Raw genomic sequence first — 23,118 nt, forward strand, 5'->3', positions numbered from 1 at the left:
ACACCGGGCGGCCCAAAACCGGAACGGGTCGGCAGCCCCCAGGAGCCGGAACCGACCTCGGGGCCCGCGCCGAACTTGGCCGCGCCCCCCTGATCTGCTACCTTTCGGCGTCCTAGGGGAAAATCGCATGCCAAACGACCGCAAAGTGCTGGTGACGAGCGCGCTGCCGTACGCCAACGGGCCTATCCATATCGGCCACATGGTCGAATACATCCAGACCGACGTCTTCGTCCGCTATCAGCGGCTGCGCGGCCGGGTCTGCTACTACCTCTGCGCCGACGACACGCATGGCACCCCCATCATGCTGAAGGCCCAGGCCGAAGGGATCTCGCCCGAACAGCTCATTACGCGCGTCGCCGCCGAACACCTGCGCGACTTCACCGACTTCGGCATCTCCTTCGACCGCTTCGGGTCCACACACAGCGACGAAAACCGCACCCTGTCCGAACATTTCTACATGCGGCTTGCGGCGGCGGGCCACATCGCCACGCGCACCATCGAGCAGGCCTTCGATCCGGTCAAGCAGATGTTTCTTCCGGACCGCTTCATCCGCGGCGAATGCCCGCGTTGTCATGCCGCCGACCAGTACGGGGATTCCTGCGAGTCCTGCGGCGCCACCTACACACCCGCGGAGCTTATCCATCCGGTCTCGGCCTTGAGTGGAGCCGCCCCCATCACCAAGAGCTCCGAGCACTATTTCTTCAAGCTCGGCGACTTCAGCGACGACCTCAAGGTCTTTACGGCCAGCGATGCGCTCCCCAAGGAGGCCGGCCACAAACTCGCCGAATGGCTGACCGAAGGCCTGAGCGATTGGGACATAAGCCGCGATGCGCCCTACTTCGGATTCGAGATCCCGGGTGCCAAGGATAAATACTTCTATGTGTGGCTGGATGCCCCGGTCGGCTATATCGCGACCTTCTGGCAACTCCGGTCCCGCCTCGAGGGTCGGGCCCTCGATATCGATGCCGTGCGCGCACAGTGGTCGCAATACACGATCCATCACTTCATCGGCAAGGACATCCTGAACTTCCACGGCCTGTTCTGGCCGGCCATGCTCAAGGCCGCTAACTTCGCGCAGCCCGCGGCCATTCATGTGCATGGCTTTCTGACCGTCAATGGCAAGAAGATGTCGAAGTCGCGTGGGACCTTCATAACCGCGCGCCGCTACCTCGATGTCCTCCCGGCCGAGTACCTGCGCTACTATTTCGCGGCCAAACTGAACGGCGCGATCGAAGACATCGATCTTAATCTCGATGACTTCCGCGCCCGCATCAACGCCGACCTCGTGGGCAAGCTCGTGAACATCGCGAGCCGCTCGGCGCAACTGCTCGCCCGACACCTCGACAACACCCTGGCCGATGTGCTGCCCGATGCCTTGCTCTACGCTGAATTCCTGAAGGCGAGCGCCGCCATCGAAGACGGTTACGAGGCCTGCGAATACAGCCGCGCCGTGAAGATCGTCATGGATCTCGCCGACCGCGCGAACCGCTATGTCGATGAGACGCGTCCCTGGGAAATCGCGCGGAACCCTGAACGCCACACGGAATTACGGGGCGTTTGTACTCAGGCCTTGAACCTGTTCCGGGTCCTGATCGCCTACCTGAAACCCATCCTTCCAGAGACCGCAGCCAAGGTGGAGACTTTGCTCGGGGGACCGGAACTGAACTTTGAGAGCATAAAGACGCCACGACTTGCCTGCGCCATACAACCCTATGTGCACCTCATGCGACGCATAGAAGCGGCCGATCTCGCGCCCCTCATCGATGAGGGAGGGATGGAGGGTGCCGCGCCCAAGGCGGCGGCCACGCCGGCGCGCGCCGCCACCGTGCAGACCCCCGCGAAGGAGACTGAGGCGGCGGGAACGATCTCAGCCGAGGACTTTGCGCGCATCGATCTGCGGGTCGCACGGGTGGTCGCCGCGGACTATGTCGAGGGCGCAGATAAGCTCCTCAAGCTCTCGCTCGACCTGAACGAAGGCCGCCTACGAACCGTGTTCGCGGGTATCCGCCATGCCTATGCTCCGGAAGATCTCGTGGGCCGCCTGGTCGTCTGTGTGGCCAACCTGAAGCCTCGCAAGATGCGCTTCGGCGTCTCCGAGGGCATGGTGCTCGCGGCCTCCGACGCGCAGGGTCTCGTGGTCCTCAATCCCGGAGAGGGCGCGCGACCAGGCATGACGATCCGCTGATCCGCCGTCGCGCGAATGGCCCAGCCTGCATGGAGTCGCGTGACCACAAGCGCCAGGCATAGCGGCCCCGTCTTTGGTCTCGCATCTTGATACCGAACCTGTGGCCACACCTTGCCCCGGGAGCGGTCGCCTTGACATGGCATGCGCTGGGCTGCGATCATCGGCAAGGTGAGAACCCGGCCGCTTAGACACTTCATAAGCCCCTTGATCCTGATCTTATGGCTCGGGACGCTGTGGGCTTGCATGGCGCCACAGGGTCACCACTCATCGCACGACGGCAAAGCCTGCGCCGCGGTGCACAACGCCATAGGACCCCAGACCGCGAGCAAGCTCGCCAGTGCATCGGCGGCCCTACCCATGGTCGTTGCGGTATTCCTTGTCATCGCCATGATCCTGGTCGGCTTTTCGAGACCGGCCACGGACGCGCCACCGCTCCTGGAGCGGCGACGCCACAGGCCCGCGCAACCCAACGCCCCACCGATCCTCGCCTTCATCTCGTAGAATCCAGGCGCCGTTGCGGCGCACCCTGAATCCCATGAGAAGGCCTTATGCGCATCCCTTTTTGTGCGGCGCGCGCCTTGGTGCTCGCCCTGATTTCGGCGCCGGGCCTAGCCCCGATCCCGGCACAGGCCCTAAGTCTCGCGGCAGTCGAGACCCTCGCTATGCAACACAACCCGACTCTGGCAGCCGCCCGTCAGGATGTCGTGGTCGCTCGCGGCTTGGCCCGACAGGATCGTCTATGGCCCAACCCGCGATTGAGCGTCTCCGGAGGCACCGGCGGCGTGCTGGGCAGCCCTGGAGAATTCAGCACGCGCGTCATGCTCACGCAGGCCGTCCCTCTGACTTCGCGGATCGCCCGCCATGTCGCGACCGGACGAGCCGGTGTACGTCGCGCCCAGGACGCGTTCGAGACGCAAGCCTGGCAGCTACGTGGGAGAGTCGCGCGCGCCTATGCGCGCTGGACTAGCGCTATTGCCGCTGTGACGGTGGCCAAGAAATTAGTCGCCCGAGACGGCATCTTGACTCAGCTCGTCTTGGCGCGGGCGCATGCCGCTCAGATATCGCCTCTCGGGGTGAGTAGCGCCCGCCTCCTCCAAGCTCAGGCACGTCTTTTGGAGAGCACATGGCGCTCGCGGCGACACGCAGCGAAAGCCCAGCTCGTCGCCCTGGTAGGTTACCGCCCGCGCCATGACTGGTCGCCCCCGAGACCCTCGCGCTGGCAGCCGCCGGCCGCGGCACTTGCGCCAATCGCGGCCTTGGCGCGCCGTCCAGACCTTCGCCTGGCCGCGAGCGACCGCCGCTACCGGCAATCCGTGCGCCGCTACCAACACGCCCGGCGGCTGGGGTGGATAACGATAGGCGCAGGTGTCGCGCTTGATCGTCAAGTCCTGCGTGGTGTACCACCGCAACCCATCGATCGATCCCTCGAATTGAGCGCCTCGCTGCCCTTACCCTTCTGGAACCGCAACCAAGGTAACCGATCCGCGGCCGTGGCCCAGGTCGTTCAGGCGCGCGCGCGCCTGCGAGCGCTGCGCTGGCGCATCCGCCACGCCGTCGCCCGCGATCTCTTCACGCTTCAACGTCTGCAGACGCGCGAGCGCCGCCTTGCCCGCCTGCGCAAGCAAGCGCGGCATGCAACGGCCTTGGCACTGCAAGGCCTGAGGCTGGGTCAGGTACAGACTGCAAGCGCCCTTGCGGTATTCACGGATCAACTCACCCTGACCACGGCGTGGCTTAAGACGAACGCCGCGACAGCGGATGCTCGTACTGCCCTGCGCATCGCCCTGGGCGGACCCTAAGGAGACGCCATGATAAAGATCCCTGTCGGGGCGACCGCCATACTGGCGCTCGCCCTCACCACAGTTCCCGCTCTCGCCCGCCGTTCCCCCGTGGTCCAAATTAGCCCCGCGAACATGCAAGCGCTCGCTCCAAGACTTGCCCAGGCGCGCGTGCGTACGCTCCGCGCCCATCGAACCTTCTATGGCGCATTTACCTTGCCTCCGGGCGCAAAAGCCGTGGTGACACCACGGATTCGGGGCCGCGTGACCGCCCTTTACGCCACCATAGGGAGCTACGTGCATCGGGGCGCGCCGCTTGCGCGCGTGCAATCCCTGCTCGTGGGAAATCCACCGGCAAGCGTTCTCGTCCATGCCCCGATGAGCGGGGTCGTGGACACGAGGCCCGCGATCCTAGGTGAGGCCGTGGGTCCCGGTACTGCCCTCTACTATCTGATCAAGCCCGACCGGCTCTGGCTTAAGGCCTATGTCTATCAGAAGGACATCGCATCCGTCCGCGTGGGACAGAAGGCGAGCATCCGCGCGCTTGGGGTCGCCGCGCGCCTGCGGGGGCGCGTCGTCATGATGGCCCCGCACATCGATCCGCGCCGCGGCGCACAGACGATATGGCTCTCGCTTGCCGCTACGCCCCCGACACTGAAACCCGCACTCTTTGCCCGCGCACGCATAATTGTCGGGATCGCCCGCACCGTAGCCGTACCGAGGGCGGCCATCGTGGATGCAAACGGCCGAACCGCAGTGTTCGTCGCGACGGCCCCCGGCCGCTTTCGCTACACGCCCATAGGAGTAGGTCTATGCGAACACGGCTATTGCGGGGTCTCGGGACTCAAAGCCGGCGCGCGCGTCGTTACGCAAGGCAACGCCGAGCTCTATACGCTGTGGTTGACCGGCGGCAAACTCAAGGCGGACAGCTGATGTTCGACTTTCTGATCCGCTTGTCTCTGCGCAGCCGTGCCCTCGTCCTCGGGGTATTCGCCATTCTCGCCGGCGTGGCCCTGATTGCCTGGCGCAGCATGCCTATAAACGTCTTTCCGGCCTTCGCCACGCCGCGCGTGGTGATAGGTACTACCCTGCCTGGCATGGCGCCACGTGACATGGAAGCGCTCGTCACCTATCCGATCGAGACCGCAGTGAGCGGCACGACGGGGATACGCGTGGTCCGCTCGAAGACCACGCTTGGGGTATCGCTCGTGACGGTGGTCTTTCACGCTGGCACCAACATTTACCATGATCGCCAGCTGATCGCCGAACGGCTCCAGAACCTGCAGTCACGATTGCCGACGGGCGTCGATGGACCCGAGATCTTCCCGCTCACGTCGGCCATCGGATGGCTCGTCAAGTACTCGCTCACAAGCCCGGTCCTACCCGCTCAAGAGCTGCGCACCCTGGCCGATTGGGTGATCCGCCCCCGACTCCTTTCGGTGGGTGGGGTGGCCGACGTCGCCGATATAGGCGGCGCCGTCACGCAATACCAGATCGCGCTCGACCCTACTGCCATGCAGGCCTATCGAATCAGCGTGGGCGATGTGGCACGCGCCGTGCGCGGCGTAAGCCGGGATCTGCCGGGCGGTCTCGTAGAGACGTCCGGGCAGCAATTGATCGTATCGGCGGCCGGTCGGCTCCACGAAGGCGACGCGCTCTCACGCCTGCGGCATACCCTGGCCGCGACGCGCGGCGGCCTCCCCATAACCTTGGCCCAGGTCGCCCATGTCCGCCGCTGGCACGCCATCCGCCTGGGCGCTGCGGCCTTGGGCCAGGCGCCTGCGGTTGTCGGGACCGTGTACAAGGCTTACGGGGCCGGTACCATCACGACCACTCGGCACGTACTGGATACCCTGCGTGCGGCGCGGCGCGCGCTCCCGCCTGGCGTCACGATGAACACCCATATCTTCCGGCAATCGACCTTCATCAAGGCCGCAATCCACAACCTCTGGACCGCGCTCTGGCAGGGCGCGCTCATCGTGATCCTCGTGCTGCTCGTGTTTCTCGCGAACTGGCGGGCCTCGCTTGCGACCTTTGTCGCCTTACCTGCCTCGTTCACCCTCGGGGCCTTGATCCTTTACGCCTTTCATGCTGGCGTCAACGCCATGACGCTTGGTGGGCTCGCTGTCGCCATAGGCGAGGTAGTCGACAACGGGATCATTACCGTCGAAAACATCGTCCGTCGTTTGCGCCTGGCCCACGAGCGGTCGGGTGAAGAGGACACCAATAGCGTCATCCTCCATGCCATGCGCGAGGTGTTGAACTCCATCGTCTATGCCACGGCGATTGTCATCCTGGTGTTTCTACCGGTCTTCTTCATGCACGGCATACCTGGACGGATCTTTTCGCCCCTCGGTATATCGTATCTGGCCACCATGCTCGCCTCGCTTATCGTGTCGGTGACCCTGGTGCCGGCCCTTTGTTCATTGCTGTTCAGCCGTTTCGGCCAGAGAGGGCCCGGCGCTGAGCGCGAAACGGGCCTGGTCCGCTTCCTCAAGCGTCATTACCTGCGCCTCCTTGAACGCGTTCTGCCATGGACGCGAACTATCGCGGTGCTTGCGCTCGTCGCGGTCCTGGCGGCCGGAGCGAGCCTCGCGCACCTTGGGCGCTCATTCCTGCCACCTTTCCATGAGGGCAATTACATACTCATCATGACTACGCTTCCCGGAACCCCATGGCGAGAATCGATGCGCCTCGGCGCTGTCGTTCGGCGCGATCTCGCAGCCTTCCCCCAGATCGTGTCGGTCGACCAGCGCGCCGGCGCCGGAACACTCACGCCGGGGGCGAACACTCCGAACAACTCCGAATTCGATCTACGCATCGATTTTCACCGCGGTCCGCAATCACCACATGTGCTGCTCGGCGAGATCCGGCGCCGGCTTGCGACAATCCCCGGGGCCGCCTTCAATCTGGGCGAATTCATTGCCCATCGCATCGATGACGTGGAATCGGGCGTACCGGCGGACGTGGCCGTTAAGATCTACGGGCCACACCTGCGCCGCCTTTATAGCATCGGCAAGGCCGCAAGCCGGGTGATCGCGCCCGTTCCGGGTGTCGTCGACCTTCATCTGGAGCAGCAGATCCGTGTCCCGCAGATCGTCATCACGCCACGGCGTGGGCGCGACGCCCATTACGGCGTGTCCGCAGGGCGGTTGCTGCGGGACATCAACCTCTACCTGAACGACACACCGATCGGTCACGTCCTCCACGGCCCGCGGCGATTTGCGATCACCCTGCGGGTCGCCCACGGCGCGAGGCGCTCCGCGCGCGTCCTACGCCGGCTGCCCGTGGACGCCCCGGCCCTGGGCCCACATGCCGTCGTGCCGCTCGCCGAGCTCGCGTCGGTCCAAGTGCGCCCAGTACCTTTCGAAATTCGGCGGGCGCACGGGCATCGCGTCTTGTTGCTCACCTTCGACGTAGCCGGAAGGGCCCTGTCTTCGGTGGTCCACGAGGTCAAGACGCGCATGGCTAAGGTCTCCCTGCCGCGGGCCTACTTCGTACGCTACGGCGGCACCTTCCGCAGTCAGGAGCGCGCGAACACGACCCTATGGCGTCTTGGTCTGCTCGCGATCATAGTCTCCGCACTGCTCCTCCAGAAGGCCTTTGGCTCGCTGCGCGACGCCTTGCTTGTGCTCGTCAATCTGCCGCTGGCCATGGTCGGGGGAGTCGCAGCGCTCCTGCTCACGGGATCCACCTTGAGCACCGCCGCCGTCATCGGATTCATCGCGCTCTTTGGGATAACCGCGCGCAACGGGATCATCCTCATAAGCCACTACAAGACACTTGAGACCGACGGTCGGTCGGTCGACGAGGTGGTAAAGGAAGGTACGCTCGACCGCCTCATACCCATCCTGATGACCTCGATTGCGCCCGCCCTGGGCTTATTGCCGCTCCTGTGGGGATCGCCGGTCGGGAAGGAGCTCGAGCGCCCGCTGGCCTTTGTCGTACTCGGCGGCCTCGTGACCTCTACTGCACTCAATCTGATCGTCATCCCGAGCGTCTATCGCGCCCTGCGCTGGCGCGACCAGGCTCGCACGCGGGGCACCCCGGCTTGACGCGCCGATGCGCCGAGACGAAAGTGACAATGCCCCGGGGAGGGATCGCCGGGGCCACGGGCGCCGCGGCCGACGGATCGCGCCGTGAGGCAAAAGCCTGCGGGGACCCATGTCTATCCTTCTTCTGAGCGGCGGAATCGAAAGCGCGACCCTGCTCCACGAGCGGTGCGGATCGAGCGACCTGCGCGCCTTGTTCATCGACTACGGCCAACGCGCCGCGCGCGCGGAGCGGGCCGCCGCGACCGCCCTCTGCGCGCGCACCGGTACACCGCTCACGGCAGTCGCGCTCAAGGGCTTGGGGGCGCTCGCACCCGCGGCTGTCTGGAAGCCTCATGTCCCGCTTGCGGCCCGCAACCTCCTGGCCGTGAGCCTCGCCGCCAACCACGCACTGGCCCTGAGGGCGCGCGGTGTGCTGCTTGGTCTACAGCGTGATGATCAGGGGCATCGCGAGGGGGCGCCACCTTTCATCGCGGCGCTCGCAGACACCCTGGCGGCGCTCGGACTCGAACTCGAGGTCCCTTACCGCAAGCTGAGCAAGGTGGCGGTGGTCGCGCGTGGTCGCGCCCTTGGGGTCGATTACACGGTGACCTACAGCTGCCTGCTCGGACGGCGCACGCCATGCGGACGCTGCCCGCAGTGCCGCTCGCGCGCGCACGCGCTTGCCTGCGATTCGTAAACGGCCTCAAGACCTCTCCGGGCGGCTTGCGCCCCGCCTCCGCGCGCGGCAGACTCGCGTCATGATCAGCAATACCCGTCCCGTCCCGCTCGCGGCCGTCATGGCCCTCCTGCCCCAGACCCAATGTCGACTCTGCGGCTTCGACGGCTGTCGCCCCTATGCCGAAAAACTCCTTTCGGGGGGCACGGATATCAACCGTTGCCCGCCCGGCGGCGACGTGACGCGCCTTGCCCTGGCCGCGCTTCTCGGCCGCGAGGCGCACGCATGGGAGGGTGAGCGGCGGCCGGCCCCGCGGGTCCTGGTCGCCATAGACCCCACGGCCTGCATAGGCTGTGCCCGCTGCCTCCCCGCCTGCCCCGTGGATGCCATCGTCGGCGCGCCGGGGCTGCTGCACGCCGTCGTGGCCACGGAGTGCACAGGCTGTCTACTCTGCCTCGCCCCCTGCCCGGTCGACTGCTTCACGATCCAGACCCACGAGGATCCACCGCACGGGCCCTGGCCGGATCGTTCGCAAGAAGAGGCCCGACGGGCGCGTCTGCGCGCTTACCGCAAGAGCCGGCGGGCGCGCGCCCCCCAACAGCGGCCATCGGTACACGCCGACCGTGAACGCAAGCGCCGGGAGATCCGCGAGGCCCTCGAGCAGACGCGCCGCGAACGCGGTTGGCAAGGCCCCACGCGCGACCGTAGAATAGCGCGCGGCGAATAGCGTCGACCGTATCACGAGGAACCCTCATGTCCGGACATTACCCCTTCGGTGGCAAGGCCAATCGCATCAGCGCCTTTGCCTTTTTCGAGAAGAACCAATTGAGCCTGGAACTCCAGGAACGCTATTACCGGTGGTGGTACGACTTCGCCAAGTCCATGGTCGACCAGGACCCGGACCTCAAAGTGACACGCGCAGTCGATTTCCAGCATTACCCCTTCGGGCAACACGCCGAATCCAATTTCCATCTCCATGGCTACAAATGGGCAACCGCCCTGGCCGATCTCGGCGACTTCATCGCCAACGTGATCTTCCCTAAGCTTGGCGAGGAGCAGTCCCACAAGCTCGAACACGACTACGAGACGATGATGAAGGCGCTGCTGACCGAACGTGAGAAGGCGCCTCGCGAGGCCCCGCCCGACATTGGCCGCTACCGGCACGTCTAAGGCGTCGCGGGTCCGGATGCCGGCTGCGGCCCGCGAGACGGTCTTCGAACGTCTCCGGGAGAGCAACCCGCACCCTACGACCGAGCTCTGCTACGGGAGCCCCTTTCAGCTCCTGATCGCCGTGCTGCTATCCGCGCAGTCGACGGACCGGGCCGTCAATAAGGCGACGGGGCCGCTCTTCAAGGCCGCCCCGGACGCGCAGGCCATGCTGTGTCTCAGTGAAGGCGAATTGAAGGCCTTTATCGCCAGCATAGGCCTTTACCACACCAAGGCCCGCCATATCCGCCAGACGTGCGAGATCCTGGTCCGCGACCACGCCGGGCACGTTCCCCGCGAACGCGCAGCCCTCGAGGCCCTGCCGGGTGTGGGCCGCAAGACCGCGAACGTCATCCTGAATACCGCCTTCGGCGAGCCCGTGATCGCAGTGGACACCCACATCTTTCGCGTTGCCAATCGACTTGGCCTCGCCCCGGGCCCGACCGTGCGGGCGGTCGAGGATCGCCTCTCGCGTGTCGTGCCGGACCGCTTTCGGGCCGACGCCCATCATTGGTTGATCCTCCATGGGCGCTACGTCTGCAAGGCGCGCAGGCCCGAGTGCGAACGCTGCGTTCTCTTTGATTTGTGCACTTATCGGGATAAAGTACCGCCATGGACAGTAACAGGGTCGCCACAGGCCTCGGGCGCGGCCCGCGGGCCCAGCCGGAGCTTGCCGCGACGGCGGTCTCCCGGGCGCTCGCGCGAGCCCGCCTAGGGAGCGCCCGCTCGGTCATCCTTTTCCTGACCCACCACTTCGCAGACAACCCGACACCCGCGCTACGCGCGGCGGCGCGCGTAGCCGGCTGCACGCAGATCGCGGGCTGCACGGCCGCGGGGCTCTTAACCGACGAGGAGTGGATCATTGACGCGCCGGCGGCTGCGGCCATGGTATTCGGGGGCCCGGCCTTTCTCGACCACGTCCAAAAGAACGACGAGGATGTCCTTCTAAGCCTCGTCGCGCCAGGTGACCTCGCCGCCGACTGGCTCGATGTCGGTTCGCGGCGCGTGGGCGCGGTGGCTGGGGACGTCCTGGGACGTGGCCCCTTTCGCGTCTGGAGCAGCGGACAGGTCCGGCGTGATGGCCGAGGGGAAGTGGCCTTGCGCGGACTGGTCGGTAACCTCGGGGCCTCGCAAGGGGTGCGCGCACTCACTTCACCGATCGAAGTGGCGGAGGTACACGACTATGACGTCCTGAAACTCGGCCACTACCCGGCGCTGAATGTCCTGGTCCAGGCCCTGCCGATCGGTGTGCGCGAGATGGAGCGGATCCCTTTACATCTCATCATGGGCGGCGTCACCTTCGGCGACCCCGCCACGGCCATCAAGGAAGGGCGCTATCGACTGAACCATATCGTGGCCGCCAATATGAGCGACCAATCCATCACCTTTGCGCAACGCCTGACGCGGGGCGAACGCCTTTTCTGGGCCATGCGCGATACCTTGGCGTCGGAAAGGGATATGCGTGCCACCATAGATCGGACTGCGCTCGGGCTCAAAGCCCCTCCGGATTTTGGGCTATTATTCCCCTGCACCGGGCGCGGCCCGCACTTTTATGGCGACACGGATCGCGACCTCGATCTCCTAACGCACCGATTTCCGGGCCTTCCGATCATCGGAATCTATGGGAACGGCGAAATCGGTCCGCTCGACGAGGCGAACCACCTCTATCAATATTCGGCCGTGCTCGGACTCTTCCGGGCCGCAACACGAAACTGCCCCTGATGTGGTCGACGGACCGCAACACCATGCGCGCAGTGTTCTACGACGCTTGGCGACACTTCAAGGAACAGACGCCGCTCACGGGGGTCGAGGCCTTGATCGTCGAGGCCTTGGTCGCCCATCCGGAATATCAGCCGCTATTCGACGATGGCCGTCCGTCCGAGACCATCGACCCTACGGCGGGCTCCGGGACCAATCCCTTCCTTCACTTAGGCCTCCACATCGCCATCGCTGAGCAGATCGCCACCGATCGCCCCCCCGGCGTCGCTTCCGAATGGCAGCGCCTCCAGGGCCTCTGGCAGGATGCGCATCGCGCGCGCCACGCGATGATGGAGTGCCTGGAGGAGACCCTGTGGGAGGCGCAGAGCCGGGGCATAGCGCCGGACGACTCGGCCTACATCGAACGCTTGCGCGCACTCGGCACGGGTGGTCGTAAAAAATAGCGCACGGCTTCGGCACGACCCCTTGCAAAGTGGTGATATCGCGTGTAGATAAAGGGCATGGGAAGACCCGTCAAGGGTTGATGCTCGGGCGTAAAAGAAAACCGCGCGCAGCACAGACACGAAAGAAGAGGGCACCGAAAGAGTCGTGAGTCGCTTGGACGTCAACCGAAAGTGGAAGCACAATCACCGTACACGGTACGCGGGGCTTTTAGCCCCGTTTTTTATGGACACAATTTGGCGGCGAGAGGCCGACCTGAGGACAAACACGTGACACTCGAGATCGAAAAGACTGATAACGAACCCCCCGAACCGAGCTTCCTCCCACGCTCGTCGCAGGCTCGGGAGGAAGTATGTTGAACGCTGTCAACGCTGTCATGGACGCCCATTTTCTCACGCCGGCCAAAGGCGGTCCGCAAGCCCTCGACTCCGATAACCGCCGACGCCTCGAGCCGCAGGGACGCTACCTCGTCTCGGGCAAATATCGGCTTTTCCCCTTCGACAAGAGCGCGAAACCCTACTTCGACGAAGCGGTAGCGCGCCTAGGCGTGGCCCTGTCCGATTACAGCTTCGCGAACAATGTCATCTGGCTCTATCAAGCAAGCGGCTTCTATCAGATCATAGAAGGCTGCTTCTGCCTCTTCGGTCTGTCCGGTAATGGCCTCACCATGCTCTTGCCGCCGCTGGGGGAGCCGCATAAACAGAAGCGCGCCCTGAAGACCTGTATCCGCATCATGGATCAGTACAACCCCTCGCCCTACCAGGCGCGTCTGGACTTTGTGTACAAGGACTTTCTTCAGATCCTGGATCACGCCGAAGATGGCGCACCCGTCATTGAGGGCGAACCCTGGCACGTCGAGGTCACAAACCCCGACTACATCTACCGTACCTCCGACCTGATTGAGCTGCGTGGCAACGCCTTCAAGACCAAGCGCAACGAAATTAATCAATTCCGGCGCGCCTACCCGAACCATACCCTGGTGCCATTCTCCACCGAACATCGAGAGGCGGCGCGCAGCCTGGTCAATACCTGGACGGAGAACCGCATCCGTGCGCTCCCCGAGGGATCACTCGAGGACTTTCTCTATAATCTCGAACTCGAGCGTAAGGCCATCAACCGCACCATCGCCCTGTACGAGGAGCTGGGTCTCGAAGGTCTCTGCCTCTTCATAGACGGGGTCCTCGAGGGTTTCACATTCGGGGAGCGCCTGAGCCCAGACGTGGCCAACGTCCTTATCGAAAAGACGAACTTCCACATCCAGGGGGCGGCGCAGTATCTGTTCCGGGAATTCACCAAGGTCTTCGCGCACTCGACCTATATCAATGTGGGTGATGACCTCGGCTTCGAAAACCTGCGGCGCGTCAAGATGAGCTACCGACCGGCCATGTTCGGCGAGAAGGTGATCCTCCACCGGCGGGTCCCGGCGGAAATCCGTTGAGGCGGGCGGGCCCGGCCGACCTCGAGGACCTCATGGCCCTCGAGGCCCGCTGCTTTTCGGCAGCGGACGGGCTCTTCCATCGCCGCCAAGTTCGCTATCAACTCGCAAGCCCCTGTTGCGCGTGGCTCGTGGCGGGACAATTCGAAGGCGCTGCCTGCCTGCTGGTCGCCTCCAACGGACGCGACCGATGGGGGCGCCTCTATTCCCTGGCGGTCGACCCCGCCCACCGCCACAAGGGCGTGGCCAAACGCCTGCTCGCGGCCGCCTTTGTATGGTTTCGGGAACAGGGGGTGCAGGTCATGCGCGCCGAGGTGAAAAACACCAACTTAGCCGCACGGCGCCTCTACGCGGACCTCGGCTTCGAGGAACACGAAGAGCTTCCTGACTATTACGGTCCGGGGACCTCGGGCATCAAGCTCTACCGGCGGATGTAGCGGCGAACAGGGGCACACGCAAGAAGAAATGTGAACCGCCAGCCTCGCGCGCCTCGTAGCCTACGGTGCCACCATGTTTCTCGGCGATGGTGCGCGCCACCCATAGACTACGGGGCGCGGCAAGATCCCGGACCGGCGCGCCGGGCTGCGGATCGAACAGCCGGGCGCGGGCCTCGAGAGGCAGGGCTGCACCGCAATCGCGGACAGAGACGACCCCCACCCCCATTTCCGTGGTAATGGCGACCTCGACAGTCGTATGCGGTGGAGCGAGATGGATGGCGTTGATCAGAAGGTGGCTCAAGGCGCGCAACAGCAGGCCCCGATCCCCCTGAATCACAGCCGCGCTCGAGCAAGGATCGAGCGCCAAGCGGATATTCCGTGCCTGCGCATAATCGGCATCCGCGGTCACCGCCTCTTCAGCCAAGCGCGTCAGGATAAGCGGCGCCAGCGTCCACTTCATCGTGGCGGCATGATTGTTGTCGACATCGAGGAGCTCGGCGACCGTGCGCGCCAAGCGCTCCATGTTGCTGCGCGCGATCCTGAGAAGGCGCATGTCATCGACCGCAAGTTTGGTGGTGGCGGTTTCGGTCAAGAGCCCGAGTGAGCCCAAGGCCGAGGTGAGGGGCGTCCTAATCTCGTGGCCCAAGGCGGCCACCAGCTCACCCTTCAGCCGCTCGCTGCGCCGCCGATTCGTGACATCGCGGGTCACGGCCACAAACCCCCGCTCCGAGCCCGCCGTCATCGCACTCAAGCCAAGCTCCATCGGAAATATGGTGCCGTCCCGGCGCAGACCATTGACCTCCAAGCCATGTCCCGCGAACTTGACGCCAACGCGCTCCATCTGGCTTTCCAGAAAGCGCGTGTATTCGGCGCGCTCCGCGGCCGGGACAAGCTGCGAGAAGTGGGATCCTATGATCTCCTCCTCTTTGTAGCCGAATATCCGCAAGGCCTCGCGATTTAAGGATCGTAAGCAGCCGGCGCGGTCCACTGTGACGATCCCCTCTTCGACATGCTCGAGCACCGCGCGGATGTAAGACTCGCGCTCCTTGAGATCCCCGGCGGTTCGGCTATGAAGGACCACCTCGCGTCTCAGATCCTCGTTCAAGCGGTGGGCGGCCGCCTTCTCCGCCTCCAGATGGGCAATGAGGCCGCGGTTCTCGAACCTCAACTGCAGCGAAGCTGCGACCGTGCGTTCGACCCGTCGTGCCGTCAAAAGCATCACCCCCATGAACGCGACCGCGACTACGGCCATGGCCTCATGGATACGGCCGCCCGAGACGAAGAAACGCAGCGCCAAGGGGCCCAACACGAAAACGACGAATATGAGGGCGACCGAGAATATCGCAGAAAAACTGACGACCGCGCCCACGGTCATAGCCGTGAGCATGAAAAACAGGAACACCTGCGGCAACAGGGCCTGCGGAAAGAGCCACACGGCGGCCGCGCCCCATACGAGCCCTGCCGCCGCTGTCGCGATGGCGTAATAGCGGCCCCACGCGTTCGTATCGTGGGCCTGCGGGGCGCTCCGATAGTATCCGACCAGCCGATAACGCGCGACCGCCACAAGCAGCACGGCCAAAAGCCAAGCAGCGATGCGCGTCTGCGGCACAACGTGCCACTCCATAAGCGCGAGAATGGCGGCGTTGACCGCAGTCACGACAAGTCCTGGCGGCAGGTTGGCGTATAAGAGACGCACCTGCTCCCTTTGGATATCGGTCGCCGCCAGGGGCGCCACCGGCGCCCCTGCCACCCCCGCGCCCGCCTCTTCGAACGCCACGTCCACCCCCTTGCAGCTCTCCTTACGGATAGCTGCAAGGGTTATGCCACACCCCGGGGCTTACGCCCCTTACTTGCGCAGGCGTGCCGCGGTCCGTAAGCGCAAGGCGGTCAGCCGTATGAAGCCCGTGGCGTCGCCCTGGTTGTAGCGCCCGCCATCATCCTCGAAAGTGGCGATGGCCGGATCGAAGAGGGAGTCACTGGACGACTCCCGTCCGACCACCGAAGCCTGCCCCTTGAAGAGCTTGACTCGCACCCGGCCGTTCACGGTTTCCTGTGATTTATCAATAAGTTCTTGAAGCAGTTTGCGTTCCGGACTCCACCAGTATCCGTTGTAGATCAAGGCCGCGTAGCGCGGCATCAGGTCGTCTTTCAGGTGGGCGACCTCACGGTCCAGGGTGAGCGATTCCATGGCACGATGGGCCCGCAGCAAGATCGTCCCGCCCGGCGTCTCGTAGCAACCGCGCGACTTGATACCCACATAGCGGTTCTCGACCAAGTCCAGACGCCCGATCCCGTGACGCCCGCCGACCTCATTCAAGGTGGCCAAAACCTGGGCCGGCGACAGGGGGATGCCGTCGATCGCCGTCACATCCCCGCGCGTATAGGTCAACTCAATCCACTGGGGCTCGTCGGGAGTCTCTTCGGCAGCGCGGGTCCAACGCCACATCGTAGCCTCCGGTTCCTGCCAGGGATCCTCGAGGATACCGCCCTCGTAGGAGATATGGAGCAGATTTGCGTCCATAGAATACGGCGAGGCACCCTTACGCTTGTGTTCCACCGAGATGCCGTGACTCTCCGCATAGGCCAGAAGGCGCTCGCGCGAGTTCAAATCCCATTCCCGCCATGGGGCGATGACCCGAATATCAGGGTTCAGGGCGAAATAACCGAGCTCGAAGCGTACCTGGTCGTTACCCTTGCCGGTGGCCCCATGCGCGACCGCATCGGCGCCAGTCTCACGCGCGATCTCGATCTGGCGCTTGGCAATCAAGGGCCGCGCGATGGACGTGCCGAGCAGGTACTCCCCCTCGTAGAGGGCGTTGGCACGGAACATCGGGAACACGAAATCGCGCGCGAACTCTTCCTTCAGGTCATCGATATAGATCTCGCGCACGCCGGCCTTGCGGGCCTTCTCGCGTGCAGGCTCAAGTTCCTCGCCCTGGCCGATATCAGCTGTGAAGGTCACGACCTCGCAATCGTAGTGCTCGGTCAGCCACTTCAAGATCACCGAGGTATCAAGCCCCCCGGAGTAGGCCAGCACCACCTTCTTTATGTCGCTCATGGGCAAACCCTCTCAACTCGTGGCACGCGCCGTTCTCCTCAAGCGCGCGAGCAGCCGCCGGGCGAGATCCCCGAAGAGCTCCGTCTGCGTCGGATGCGGATGGATCGCGGAACCCACCTGTTCGAGGGTGAGGCCGGCGCTTACCATGAGCACCGCCGAGCCGATCAGGGTATCGGCATGGTCGGCCAAAAAATGTACGCCGACGATCCGTCTCGTGGCGCGATCGGCTACCATCTTGATAAAGCCTGCAGTCTCGCCCGTGATCATCGCCTTAGCGTCTATCGAAAAAGGCACCTTGATCTCGACCGGGTCAAGGCCTTGGACCCGGGCCTGTTCCGCCGACAGGCCGACGAACGCCGCCTGCGGTCGCGTAAAAATGACACCGGAGTCCTTGCGCTCATCATACGCCGCCTCGTGGCCGAGCAAAGTCTGGGCCGCAACCCGCCCCTGATGGCCTGCCGTATGGGCGAGCATATAGCCTCCCACCACGTCGCCCACCGCGAAAATATGCGGGACGCTCGTCTGACAGTGCTCATTGACGGTAATGACGCCACGGTCGGCCGCGACACCGGCGCGTGCCAGTGCCAGAGGCTCCGTGACCGGGCGCTTGCCGGTTGCCAGTAACACATAATCCGCCTGCGCCAAGCACGCATCGGCACCGAGCGTGTAGCGCACCGTGACCGAACCCGGGGTGCCCTCGATACCCTGCACCCGCGCCGACGTGACGACCGACAGACGCGCTTCTTTGGCAAGCAAGGCGGCAAGCTGTGTGGCCACCTCGACCTCAACCTCGGGGAGCACCCGGTCGCGCGCCTCCAGCACCGTGACCTCGCAACCGAAGTCGATGAAGATCTGCGCCATTTCAAGCCCGATGGCGCCGGCACCCACAACCACGAGACGCCCAGGCGGCCCCTCGAGATTCCACACCGTATCGGAGGTCAAGACCCCCGGGCCGTCGGCCCCAGGGATCGGCGGCACGAAGGGCGGGGCGCCCGTGGCGATGACGGCGCTTGCAAAGGTGACGCGCTTGCCCGGCGCGCCCGACTGCGGGGCCCGCCGCTCATAGGGGTCCGCACCCTCTACGGGCACGATCACTGCGCTATGGTCGGAATCGAAATAGGCGAAACCCTCGCGCACGTCGATGCGCACGCCCTTGTCGGTTTTGAGGGCCATCTCGCCACGAGTCGTGAGCACGCGCTTACGCATGACATCGAGACGTGACCAGTCGAGCGCGGGCTCTGCGGTATTGACCACCCCGAGATCCGCGTCATGACGGCGATCGCGGATGCGGTCGGCCGCCGCGCGCCAAGCCTTTGAAGGAATACAGCCGCGCCAAAGACACTCGCCACCCGGAAACGGGGCGTCGTTCACCATAATCACACGCCGCCCATGGTCCACGAGTTCGCGCGCGCAGTCCTCGCCGCCGGGACCTCCGCCTATGACCAGTACATCGCAGTCATAGCCACTGGTATCCGCGGGCAAGGCCCCCGAGGAAGGCCGCTCGGCGCGGGTCGTGGCGGTCTGCGCGCTGCGCGCCGCGGCCGCCGGCCCCGCTGGCGCAAACAACCACGCCGGGTCTTCGATCAACCCCTTGAAGGTGTTCAGGAACTTGGCGGCCTCGGCGCCGTTTACGATCCTATGGTCGGCGGTCATGGTGACCGGCATGCCGTGCGGCTGGGTGCTCGCAATGGCAAAGATCGCCGAGGTCCCGGGCACCGGAATGGCGTCGAACTGGGCGACACCCAGCATACCCATGTTCGAGATGGTGAATGTCGGATTCGAGTATTCCTCAGGCTTCAAGCGCTTCAAGCGCGCTCGCGCCACGAGATCCTTCCACTGGGCATTCAACTCATCCACCGAACGCGCCACGACATTGCGCAACACCGGCACGACGAGCCCCATCCCTTCAGTCTCGACTGCAAGCCCGACATCGATCTGCGTGCGCTCGACAATGCGATCCTCGTGCTGATAGACAGCATTCACGCGCGGATGACGTTCGATGGCCCGCGCAGCGGCGGCGGCGAGCAGCACAGTAAGCGATACTTTGAGATCTTTGGCGGCGCGACCAAGCCGCGCCGGATCGACATGCACCGTGACGCGGAACAGAGGCATGGACAACGAGTACTCCATGTTCTGGCTGACCGCCTTTTCCATGCTGTCCATGGGGCGACCGGCCCCCGGCACCTGAAAGATCCGTTTGGCCTGGACGCGCGGTCCGCCGCCGGCGCCGGCCACATCCGCACCAGTAATGCATCCCCCCGGACCAGTCCCGGCCGCGAGGCTATTGATGTCGATGCCATGGGCGCCGGCGAGTTGCCGTGCGTAGGGTGTCGCCGCCCCCTTGCGGGGACGGGGCGCCGGCGTTGCGCCATGCGGCATTGCTGGTGCCCGGGTCTTCGCCTGCACGCTCCCGGAGGGCACCGGCGCAAAGGGTGCGGGTGTGGCCTTGGCGGCCACCGGCGCGCTAGGCACCAAGGCGCCCTGCGTCACCTCTTTGGCGTCGGCGACCAAGAAAGCGATCGGCTGCCCCACCGGAACGACCTGCCCGGCATTGGCCTGCGGCCCGGACAGATAGCCCTCGCGGAACACTTCGACATCCATGATGGCCTTGTCGGTCTCCACGGTCGCCACTACGGTGCCGCGGCTTATGAAATCGCCGATCGCCTTTTCCCAGGAAACCAGGGTCCCTTCGGCCATGGTATCCGACAATTGCGGCATCAGGATCGCTTGGCCCCGGGGCGCCTCGATGGCGGCCGGCGTGGCCGTCTGCGCAGCGGCCGGCGCGGCGGCATGCGTATCTGTCACAGCCGCTGACTCGCCCACGAGCGCCGCAATCGGGGTGCCGACTGCGATCGCAGCACCAAGCGGTGCGAGCGGCCCGGACAGATAGCCCTCGCGGAACACCTCGACATCCATGATGGCCTTGTCGGTCTCCACGGTCGCCACTACGGTGCCGCGGCTTACGAAATCGCCGATCGCCTTTTCCCAGGAAACGATCGTGCCTTCCGACATCGTGTCCGAAAGCTGCGGCATCTTGATGAGAAACGGCTCGGCCATAGTGGCTTCCTATGCTAACAAAGAGGGGCGGGCCAGAGCCGTCAGACGCGGCCCAAAACCTTGAGCGCAGCCGCCAACACGTCATCGGCGTTCGGGATGGCCGCCTTTTCCAGCTGGCGATTGTAGGGGACCGGGACATCCGCCGCGTGCACACGCACGGGTTGCGCGTCGAGCGCGAAAAAGCATTCCTCGATAATGACCGAGATGATCTCCGAGCCCACGCCGACCGTCGCCTCGTCTTCCTCGGCAATGACCACCTTGTGCGTCTTCTCGACCGAGCGTCGAATCGTGTCCCGGTCGATCGGCCGCAAGGCCCGCAGATCCAGGACTTCGGCCGACACGCCCATGGCGGCGAGCTTGTCGGCTGCCGCCAAGCAGAGGTGCACGCTGTAATTGTAACCGATCAAGGTGACGTCGGTCCCGGCACGCACGATCTCCGCGCCCTCGAGCGGGCGGAAGGTCTCCTCATCCGGGACCTCGCCGCGCATGTTGTACATGCTCTCGTGCTCGATAATGATGACGGGATCGTTGCACCGCACCGCGGATTTCAGCATGCCGTAGGCGTCGAGCGGTCCACGCGGAGTCACGACACGAAGGCCCGGTGTGCTCATGAACATGCGCGCAAGACGCGCCGAGTGCTGGGCCGCCAACTGATGCGCCGTGCCCCCGGGGGTGCGCATCACGATCGGACAGGACGCCCGGCCGCCCGACATATAGCGGATCTTGGCCGCGGCGTTTATGAGCGTATCGAGTGCCAGCAACGCGAAGTTGATCGACATGATCTCGATGATGGGTCGCATGCCGGCCATAGACGCGCCTATCCCGATACCCGTATACGAGTTCTCGGATATGGGCGTGTCGATGATCCGTTCCGCGCCGTACTTTTGATACAGTCCGGCGGTCGCCTTGTACGTCCCGCCCGCCACGCCGATGTCCTCGCCCATGGCGATCACCATGCGGTCATGCGCGAGCTCCTCGTCGTGCGCGCGTCGTATAGCCTCCCAGTACGCGATCTCAGCCATGTTGCTCCCCTTGCGCAAGCGGCCCGATCCAGCGCGGATCTGGCTGGTCGTCGAGGCAATACTTATTCAAATCTTCCACGCGCGGCTCTGGGCTCTCCTCGGCAAAACGTACGACATCGTTCTCGATTTCCTCGAGCACCGACTTTTCCATAGCGGCGATATCCTTCTCGGTCAGAACTTTCGCCTTTTTGAGGCGGCCGCCGTAGATCTTGAGCGGATCGCGCTCCATCCACAGCCGCTCTTCTTCCTTCGAACGGTAGGCGTTCGAATCCGACATCGAATGGCCTCTCTGGCGATAGGTCATGAATTCTATGAAGTAGGGACCCCTGCCGCTGCGCACATGAGCAATGGCATCGGTCGCCGCGGCCATGACGACGTCGATATCCTGGCCGTCATGCTGACTGCTCGGGATGTCGTAGGCGGCGACCCGCTTATACTGGTCGGTCACTGCCGTCGAGCGCTCGATCCGGGTGCCGATGGCGTACAAATTGTTCTCGCAGACGAAGAGTACCGGCAGCTTCCAGACCGACGCCATATTCATTGTCTCGTGGAAGGTGCCCTGATTGTTGGCGCCATCGCCGAGGAAGCAGATCGCGATCTGATCGGTGCCCTTATGCTTACAGGCGAGCGCAAGCCCGGCGGCCAAGGGGAAGGGCTGACCGACGAGGGCATAGCCGCCCATGAAGTTGACCGTCGGATCGAAGATATGCATAGACCCGCCGCGACCGCGGCTCGACCCGGTCTCCTTGCCGTACAGTTCGGCCATGACTTCGCGCGCCGGGGCACCGGCCTTGAGGGCGTGGACGTGGTCGCGGTAACCTGTGATGACGTAGTCGTAGCCACAGCGCGCCATCTCCAGCACCCCCGTGGCTACCGCCTCCTGTCCCGAATAGAGGTGCAGGAAGCCGCCGATCTTGCGCTCCATATAGGCCTCGAACGAGCGCTCCTCGAACCGGCGGTAGAAAATCATCTCGCGCAACAGGCGTTTCTGATCGCTTGCGTTCATTTCTTTCCTGTTTATTTGGGTGGGACTCGCCTGAGCCCCAGACACAGACGACCCGTGCGCCAGGCCCGAGCGCGGGGGTATGATCGGGGTTTTATGACGAGAGGTCAAGGTAAAGCGTCAACTACCCCACCCTAACGGGCCATGGGCCATGCCCCCACGATACGGGGGTGGTCCACGGCCCACAATGTACGGCCTGCCATGAGGGCGGAGCTTGGAGGTGAAGACCAAAAGGCTGGGTTGACCAGGGTAGGCGGTAACCAACCCGCACCGTTGCAAACAGGTCGTTCAGACGCACCAGCGAATGCTTCCTCAGTTCGCCGCTCTGCAAGGTGGGGATCACGCTGGGCAAAGGCAAAGGCCCGAAGGTTCCGACCGCACTCGAGAGAGTGGAGCCGGTGTGCGACCTTCCCGAGGGGAGATGGGCCGCATGGCCCGCATTACCAGGCCCGTAAGGGCTGTTTGACCAGAGAGAATTGTATGGCTGTTTTGGTAATGGACCGGAGAAAGAGACCGCTGATGCCGTGTTCCGAGAAACGGGCACGGCTGCTGCTCGAGCGGGGCCGGGCCCGTGTCCACCCGGTGATGCCGTTTACCATCCGGCTGGTGGATCGGTACCAGGAGAACGCGATCTTGCAGACGGTGCGGTTGAAACTGGACCCAGGCAGCCAGACCACGGGGCTCGCCTTGGTGCGGGAGCAAGACACCACGGACACAACGACCGGAGAAGTCGTCCGCACCCTCACGGTGCTGATGCTGCTGGAATTGCAACACCGAGGTTCCGTGATCCGCGACCGGCTCACGGCCCGGCGCGCGTTCCGCCAGCGCCGGCGCGGGAACGTGCGGTATCGTCCGGCCCGCTTCGACAACCGGACGAAACCGGAGGGTTGGCTGTCCCCGTCATTACGTCATCGGGTCGATACGACGAGGACGTGGGTGGCACGGCTCCGCCGATTGGCGCCGGTGACATCCCTGTCGCAGGCGCTGGTCCGGTTCGATACCCAGCAGATGCAAAACCCGGAAGTATCCGCTATCGAGTACCAGCAAGGCACATTGGCCGGGTACGA

Annotated in this window: 19 protein-coding genes; 14 read left to right on the forward strand and 5 right to left on the reverse strand. The window is 64.5% G+C overall.

Annotated elements, in window-relative coordinates; genetic code table 11:
* The first annotated feature begins 127 nt into the window (after positions 1-127).
* From metG to ACYCTF_RS00760, 13 genes are all read left to right on the forward strand, one after another.
* On the forward strand, positions 128-2,185 hold the full coding sequence (gene metG / locus ACYCTF_RS00700) for a methionine--tRNA ligase (RefSeq protein WP_461282979.1): 2,058 nt from the start codon (positions 128-130) through the stop codon (positions 2,183-2,185).
* Positions 2,186-2,326: 141 nt separating this feature from the next.
* Positions 2,327-2,686, forward strand: a complete 360-nt coding sequence (locus tag ACYCTF_RS00705) for a hypothetical protein (protein WP_461284407.1) — start codon at positions 2,327-2,329, stop codon at positions 2,684-2,686.
* A gap of 47 nt (positions 2,687-2,733) precedes the next feature.
* Positions 2,734-3,984: a TolC family protein gene (locus ACYCTF_RS00710; protein WP_461282977.1), complete on the forward strand. Its 1,251-nt coding sequence runs from the start codon at positions 2,734-2,736 to the stop codon at positions 3,982-3,984.
* A gap of 9 nt (positions 3,985-3,993) precedes the next feature.
* Positions 3,994-4,896 (forward strand): efflux RND transporter periplasmic adaptor subunit, encoded by a 903-nt coding sequence (locus ACYCTF_RS00715; protein ID WP_461282976.1) that lies wholly within the window; start codon positions 3,994-3,996, stop codon positions 4,894-4,896.
* Positions 4,896-8,018, forward strand: a complete 3,123-nt coding sequence (locus tag ACYCTF_RS00720; protein ID WP_461284408.1) for an efflux RND transporter permease subunit — start codon at positions 4,896-4,898, stop codon at positions 8,016-8,018. Before ACYCTF_RS00715 ends, ACYCTF_RS00720 begins: the two co-directional genes overlap by 1 nt.
* A gap of 109 nt (positions 8,019-8,127) precedes the next feature.
* A complete protein-coding gene (locus ACYCTF_RS00725) occupies positions 8,128-8,694 on the forward strand; it encodes a 7-cyano-7-deazaguanine synthase (protein ID WP_461282974.1) in 567 nt (188 codons plus the stop codon).
* A gap of 61 nt (positions 8,695-8,755) precedes the next feature.
* Positions 8,756-9,400 carry an RnfABCDGE type electron transport complex subunit B gene (locus tag ACYCTF_RS00730; RefSeq protein ID WP_461282973.1) on the forward strand — a complete coding sequence of 215 codons (645 nt, stop codon included), beginning with the start codon at positions 8,756-8,758 and terminating at the stop codon, positions 9,398-9,400.
* Positions 9,401-9,426: 26 nt separating this feature from the next.
* On the forward strand, positions 9,427-9,843 hold the full coding sequence (locus ACYCTF_RS00735) for a hypothetical protein (protein ID WP_461282972.1): 417 nt from the start codon (positions 9,427-9,429) through the stop codon (positions 9,841-9,843).
* A gap of 16 nt (positions 9,844-9,859) precedes the next feature.
* Positions 9,860-10,594 (forward strand): endonuclease III, encoded by a 735-nt coding sequence (gene nth, locus ACYCTF_RS00740; RefSeq protein WP_461282971.1) that lies wholly within the window; start codon positions 9,860-9,862, stop codon positions 10,592-10,594.
* On the forward strand, positions 10,492-11,601 hold the full coding sequence (locus tag ACYCTF_RS00745) for an FIST C-terminal domain-containing protein (RefSeq protein ID WP_461282970.1): 1,110 nt from the start codon (positions 10,492-10,494) through the stop codon (positions 11,599-11,601). The genes nth and ACYCTF_RS00745 overlap by 103 nt, the downstream gene beginning before the upstream one ends.
* On the forward strand, positions 11,601-12,041 hold the full coding sequence (locus tag ACYCTF_RS00750) for a DUF1841 family protein (protein ID WP_461282969.1): 441 nt from the start codon (positions 11,601-11,603) through the stop codon (positions 12,039-12,041). Before ACYCTF_RS00745 ends, ACYCTF_RS00750 begins: the two co-directional genes overlap by 1 nt.
* A 350-nt stretch (positions 12,042-12,391) precedes the next feature.
* Positions 12,392-13,477 carry a DUF2156 domain-containing protein gene (locus ACYCTF_RS00755; RefSeq protein ID WP_461282968.1) on the forward strand — a complete coding sequence of 362 codons (1,086 nt, stop codon included), beginning with the start codon at positions 12,392-12,394 and terminating at the stop codon, positions 13,475-13,477.
* The gene (locus ACYCTF_RS00760; RefSeq protein WP_461282967.1) at positions 13,474-13,911 is read left to right on the forward strand and encodes a GNAT family N-acetyltransferase; all 438 of its coding nucleotides are present in this window, start codon (positions 13,474-13,476) and stop codon (positions 13,909-13,911) included. The genes ACYCTF_RS00755 and ACYCTF_RS00760 overlap by 4 nt, the downstream gene beginning before the upstream one ends.
* On the opposite strand, the gene ACYCTF_RS00765 is transcribed toward ACYCTF_RS00760, so the two are convergent.
* The 5 genes from ACYCTF_RS00765 to pdhA all read right to left on the reverse strand — a co-directional run bounded on the left by ACYCTF_RS00765 (position 13,889) and on the right by pdhA (position 22,054).
* Complete coding sequence (locus ACYCTF_RS00765) at positions 13,889-15,694, reverse strand: sensor histidine kinase (RefSeq protein ID WP_461284409.1); 1,806 nt, start codon at positions 15,692-15,694, stop codon at positions 13,889-13,891. The two genes, ACYCTF_RS00760 and ACYCTF_RS00765, sit on opposite strands and share 23 nt — an antisense overlap.
* 63 nt (positions 15,695-15,757) lie before the next feature.
* Complete coding sequence (locus ACYCTF_RS00770; protein WP_461282965.1) at positions 15,758-16,969, reverse strand: argininosuccinate synthase; 1,212 nt, start codon at positions 16,967-16,969, stop codon at positions 15,758-15,760.
* Between the two features lie 12 nt (positions 16,970-16,981).
* Positions 16,982-20,026 carry an FAD-dependent oxidoreductase gene (locus tag ACYCTF_RS00775; RefSeq protein WP_461284410.1) on the reverse strand — a complete coding sequence of 1,015 codons (3,045 nt, stop codon included), beginning with the start codon at positions 20,024-20,026 and terminating at the stop codon, positions 16,982-16,984.
* A 41-nt stretch (positions 20,027-20,067) separates the two neighbouring features.
* Positions 20,068-21,048, reverse strand: a complete 981-nt coding sequence (locus tag ACYCTF_RS00780; protein ID WP_461282963.1) for an alpha-ketoacid dehydrogenase subunit beta — start codon at positions 21,046-21,048, stop codon at positions 20,068-20,070.
* Complete coding sequence (gene pdhA / locus ACYCTF_RS00785) at positions 21,041-22,054, reverse strand: pyruvate dehydrogenase (acetyl-transferring) E1 component subunit alpha (protein WP_461282962.1); 1,014 nt, start codon at positions 22,052-22,054, stop codon at positions 21,041-21,043. The genes ACYCTF_RS00780 and pdhA overlap by 8 nt, the downstream gene beginning before the upstream one ends.
* Before the next feature lie 477 nt (positions 22,055-22,531).
* Here pdhA and iscB point away from each other — a divergent pair.
* The coding region (gene iscB / locus ACYCTF_RS00790) for an RNA-guided endonuclease IscB (RefSeq protein ID WP_461284411.1) at positions 22,532-23,118 on the forward strand (587 nt) is incomplete at its 3' end.

This window comes from Acidiferrobacter sp., from assembly GCF_054609335.1.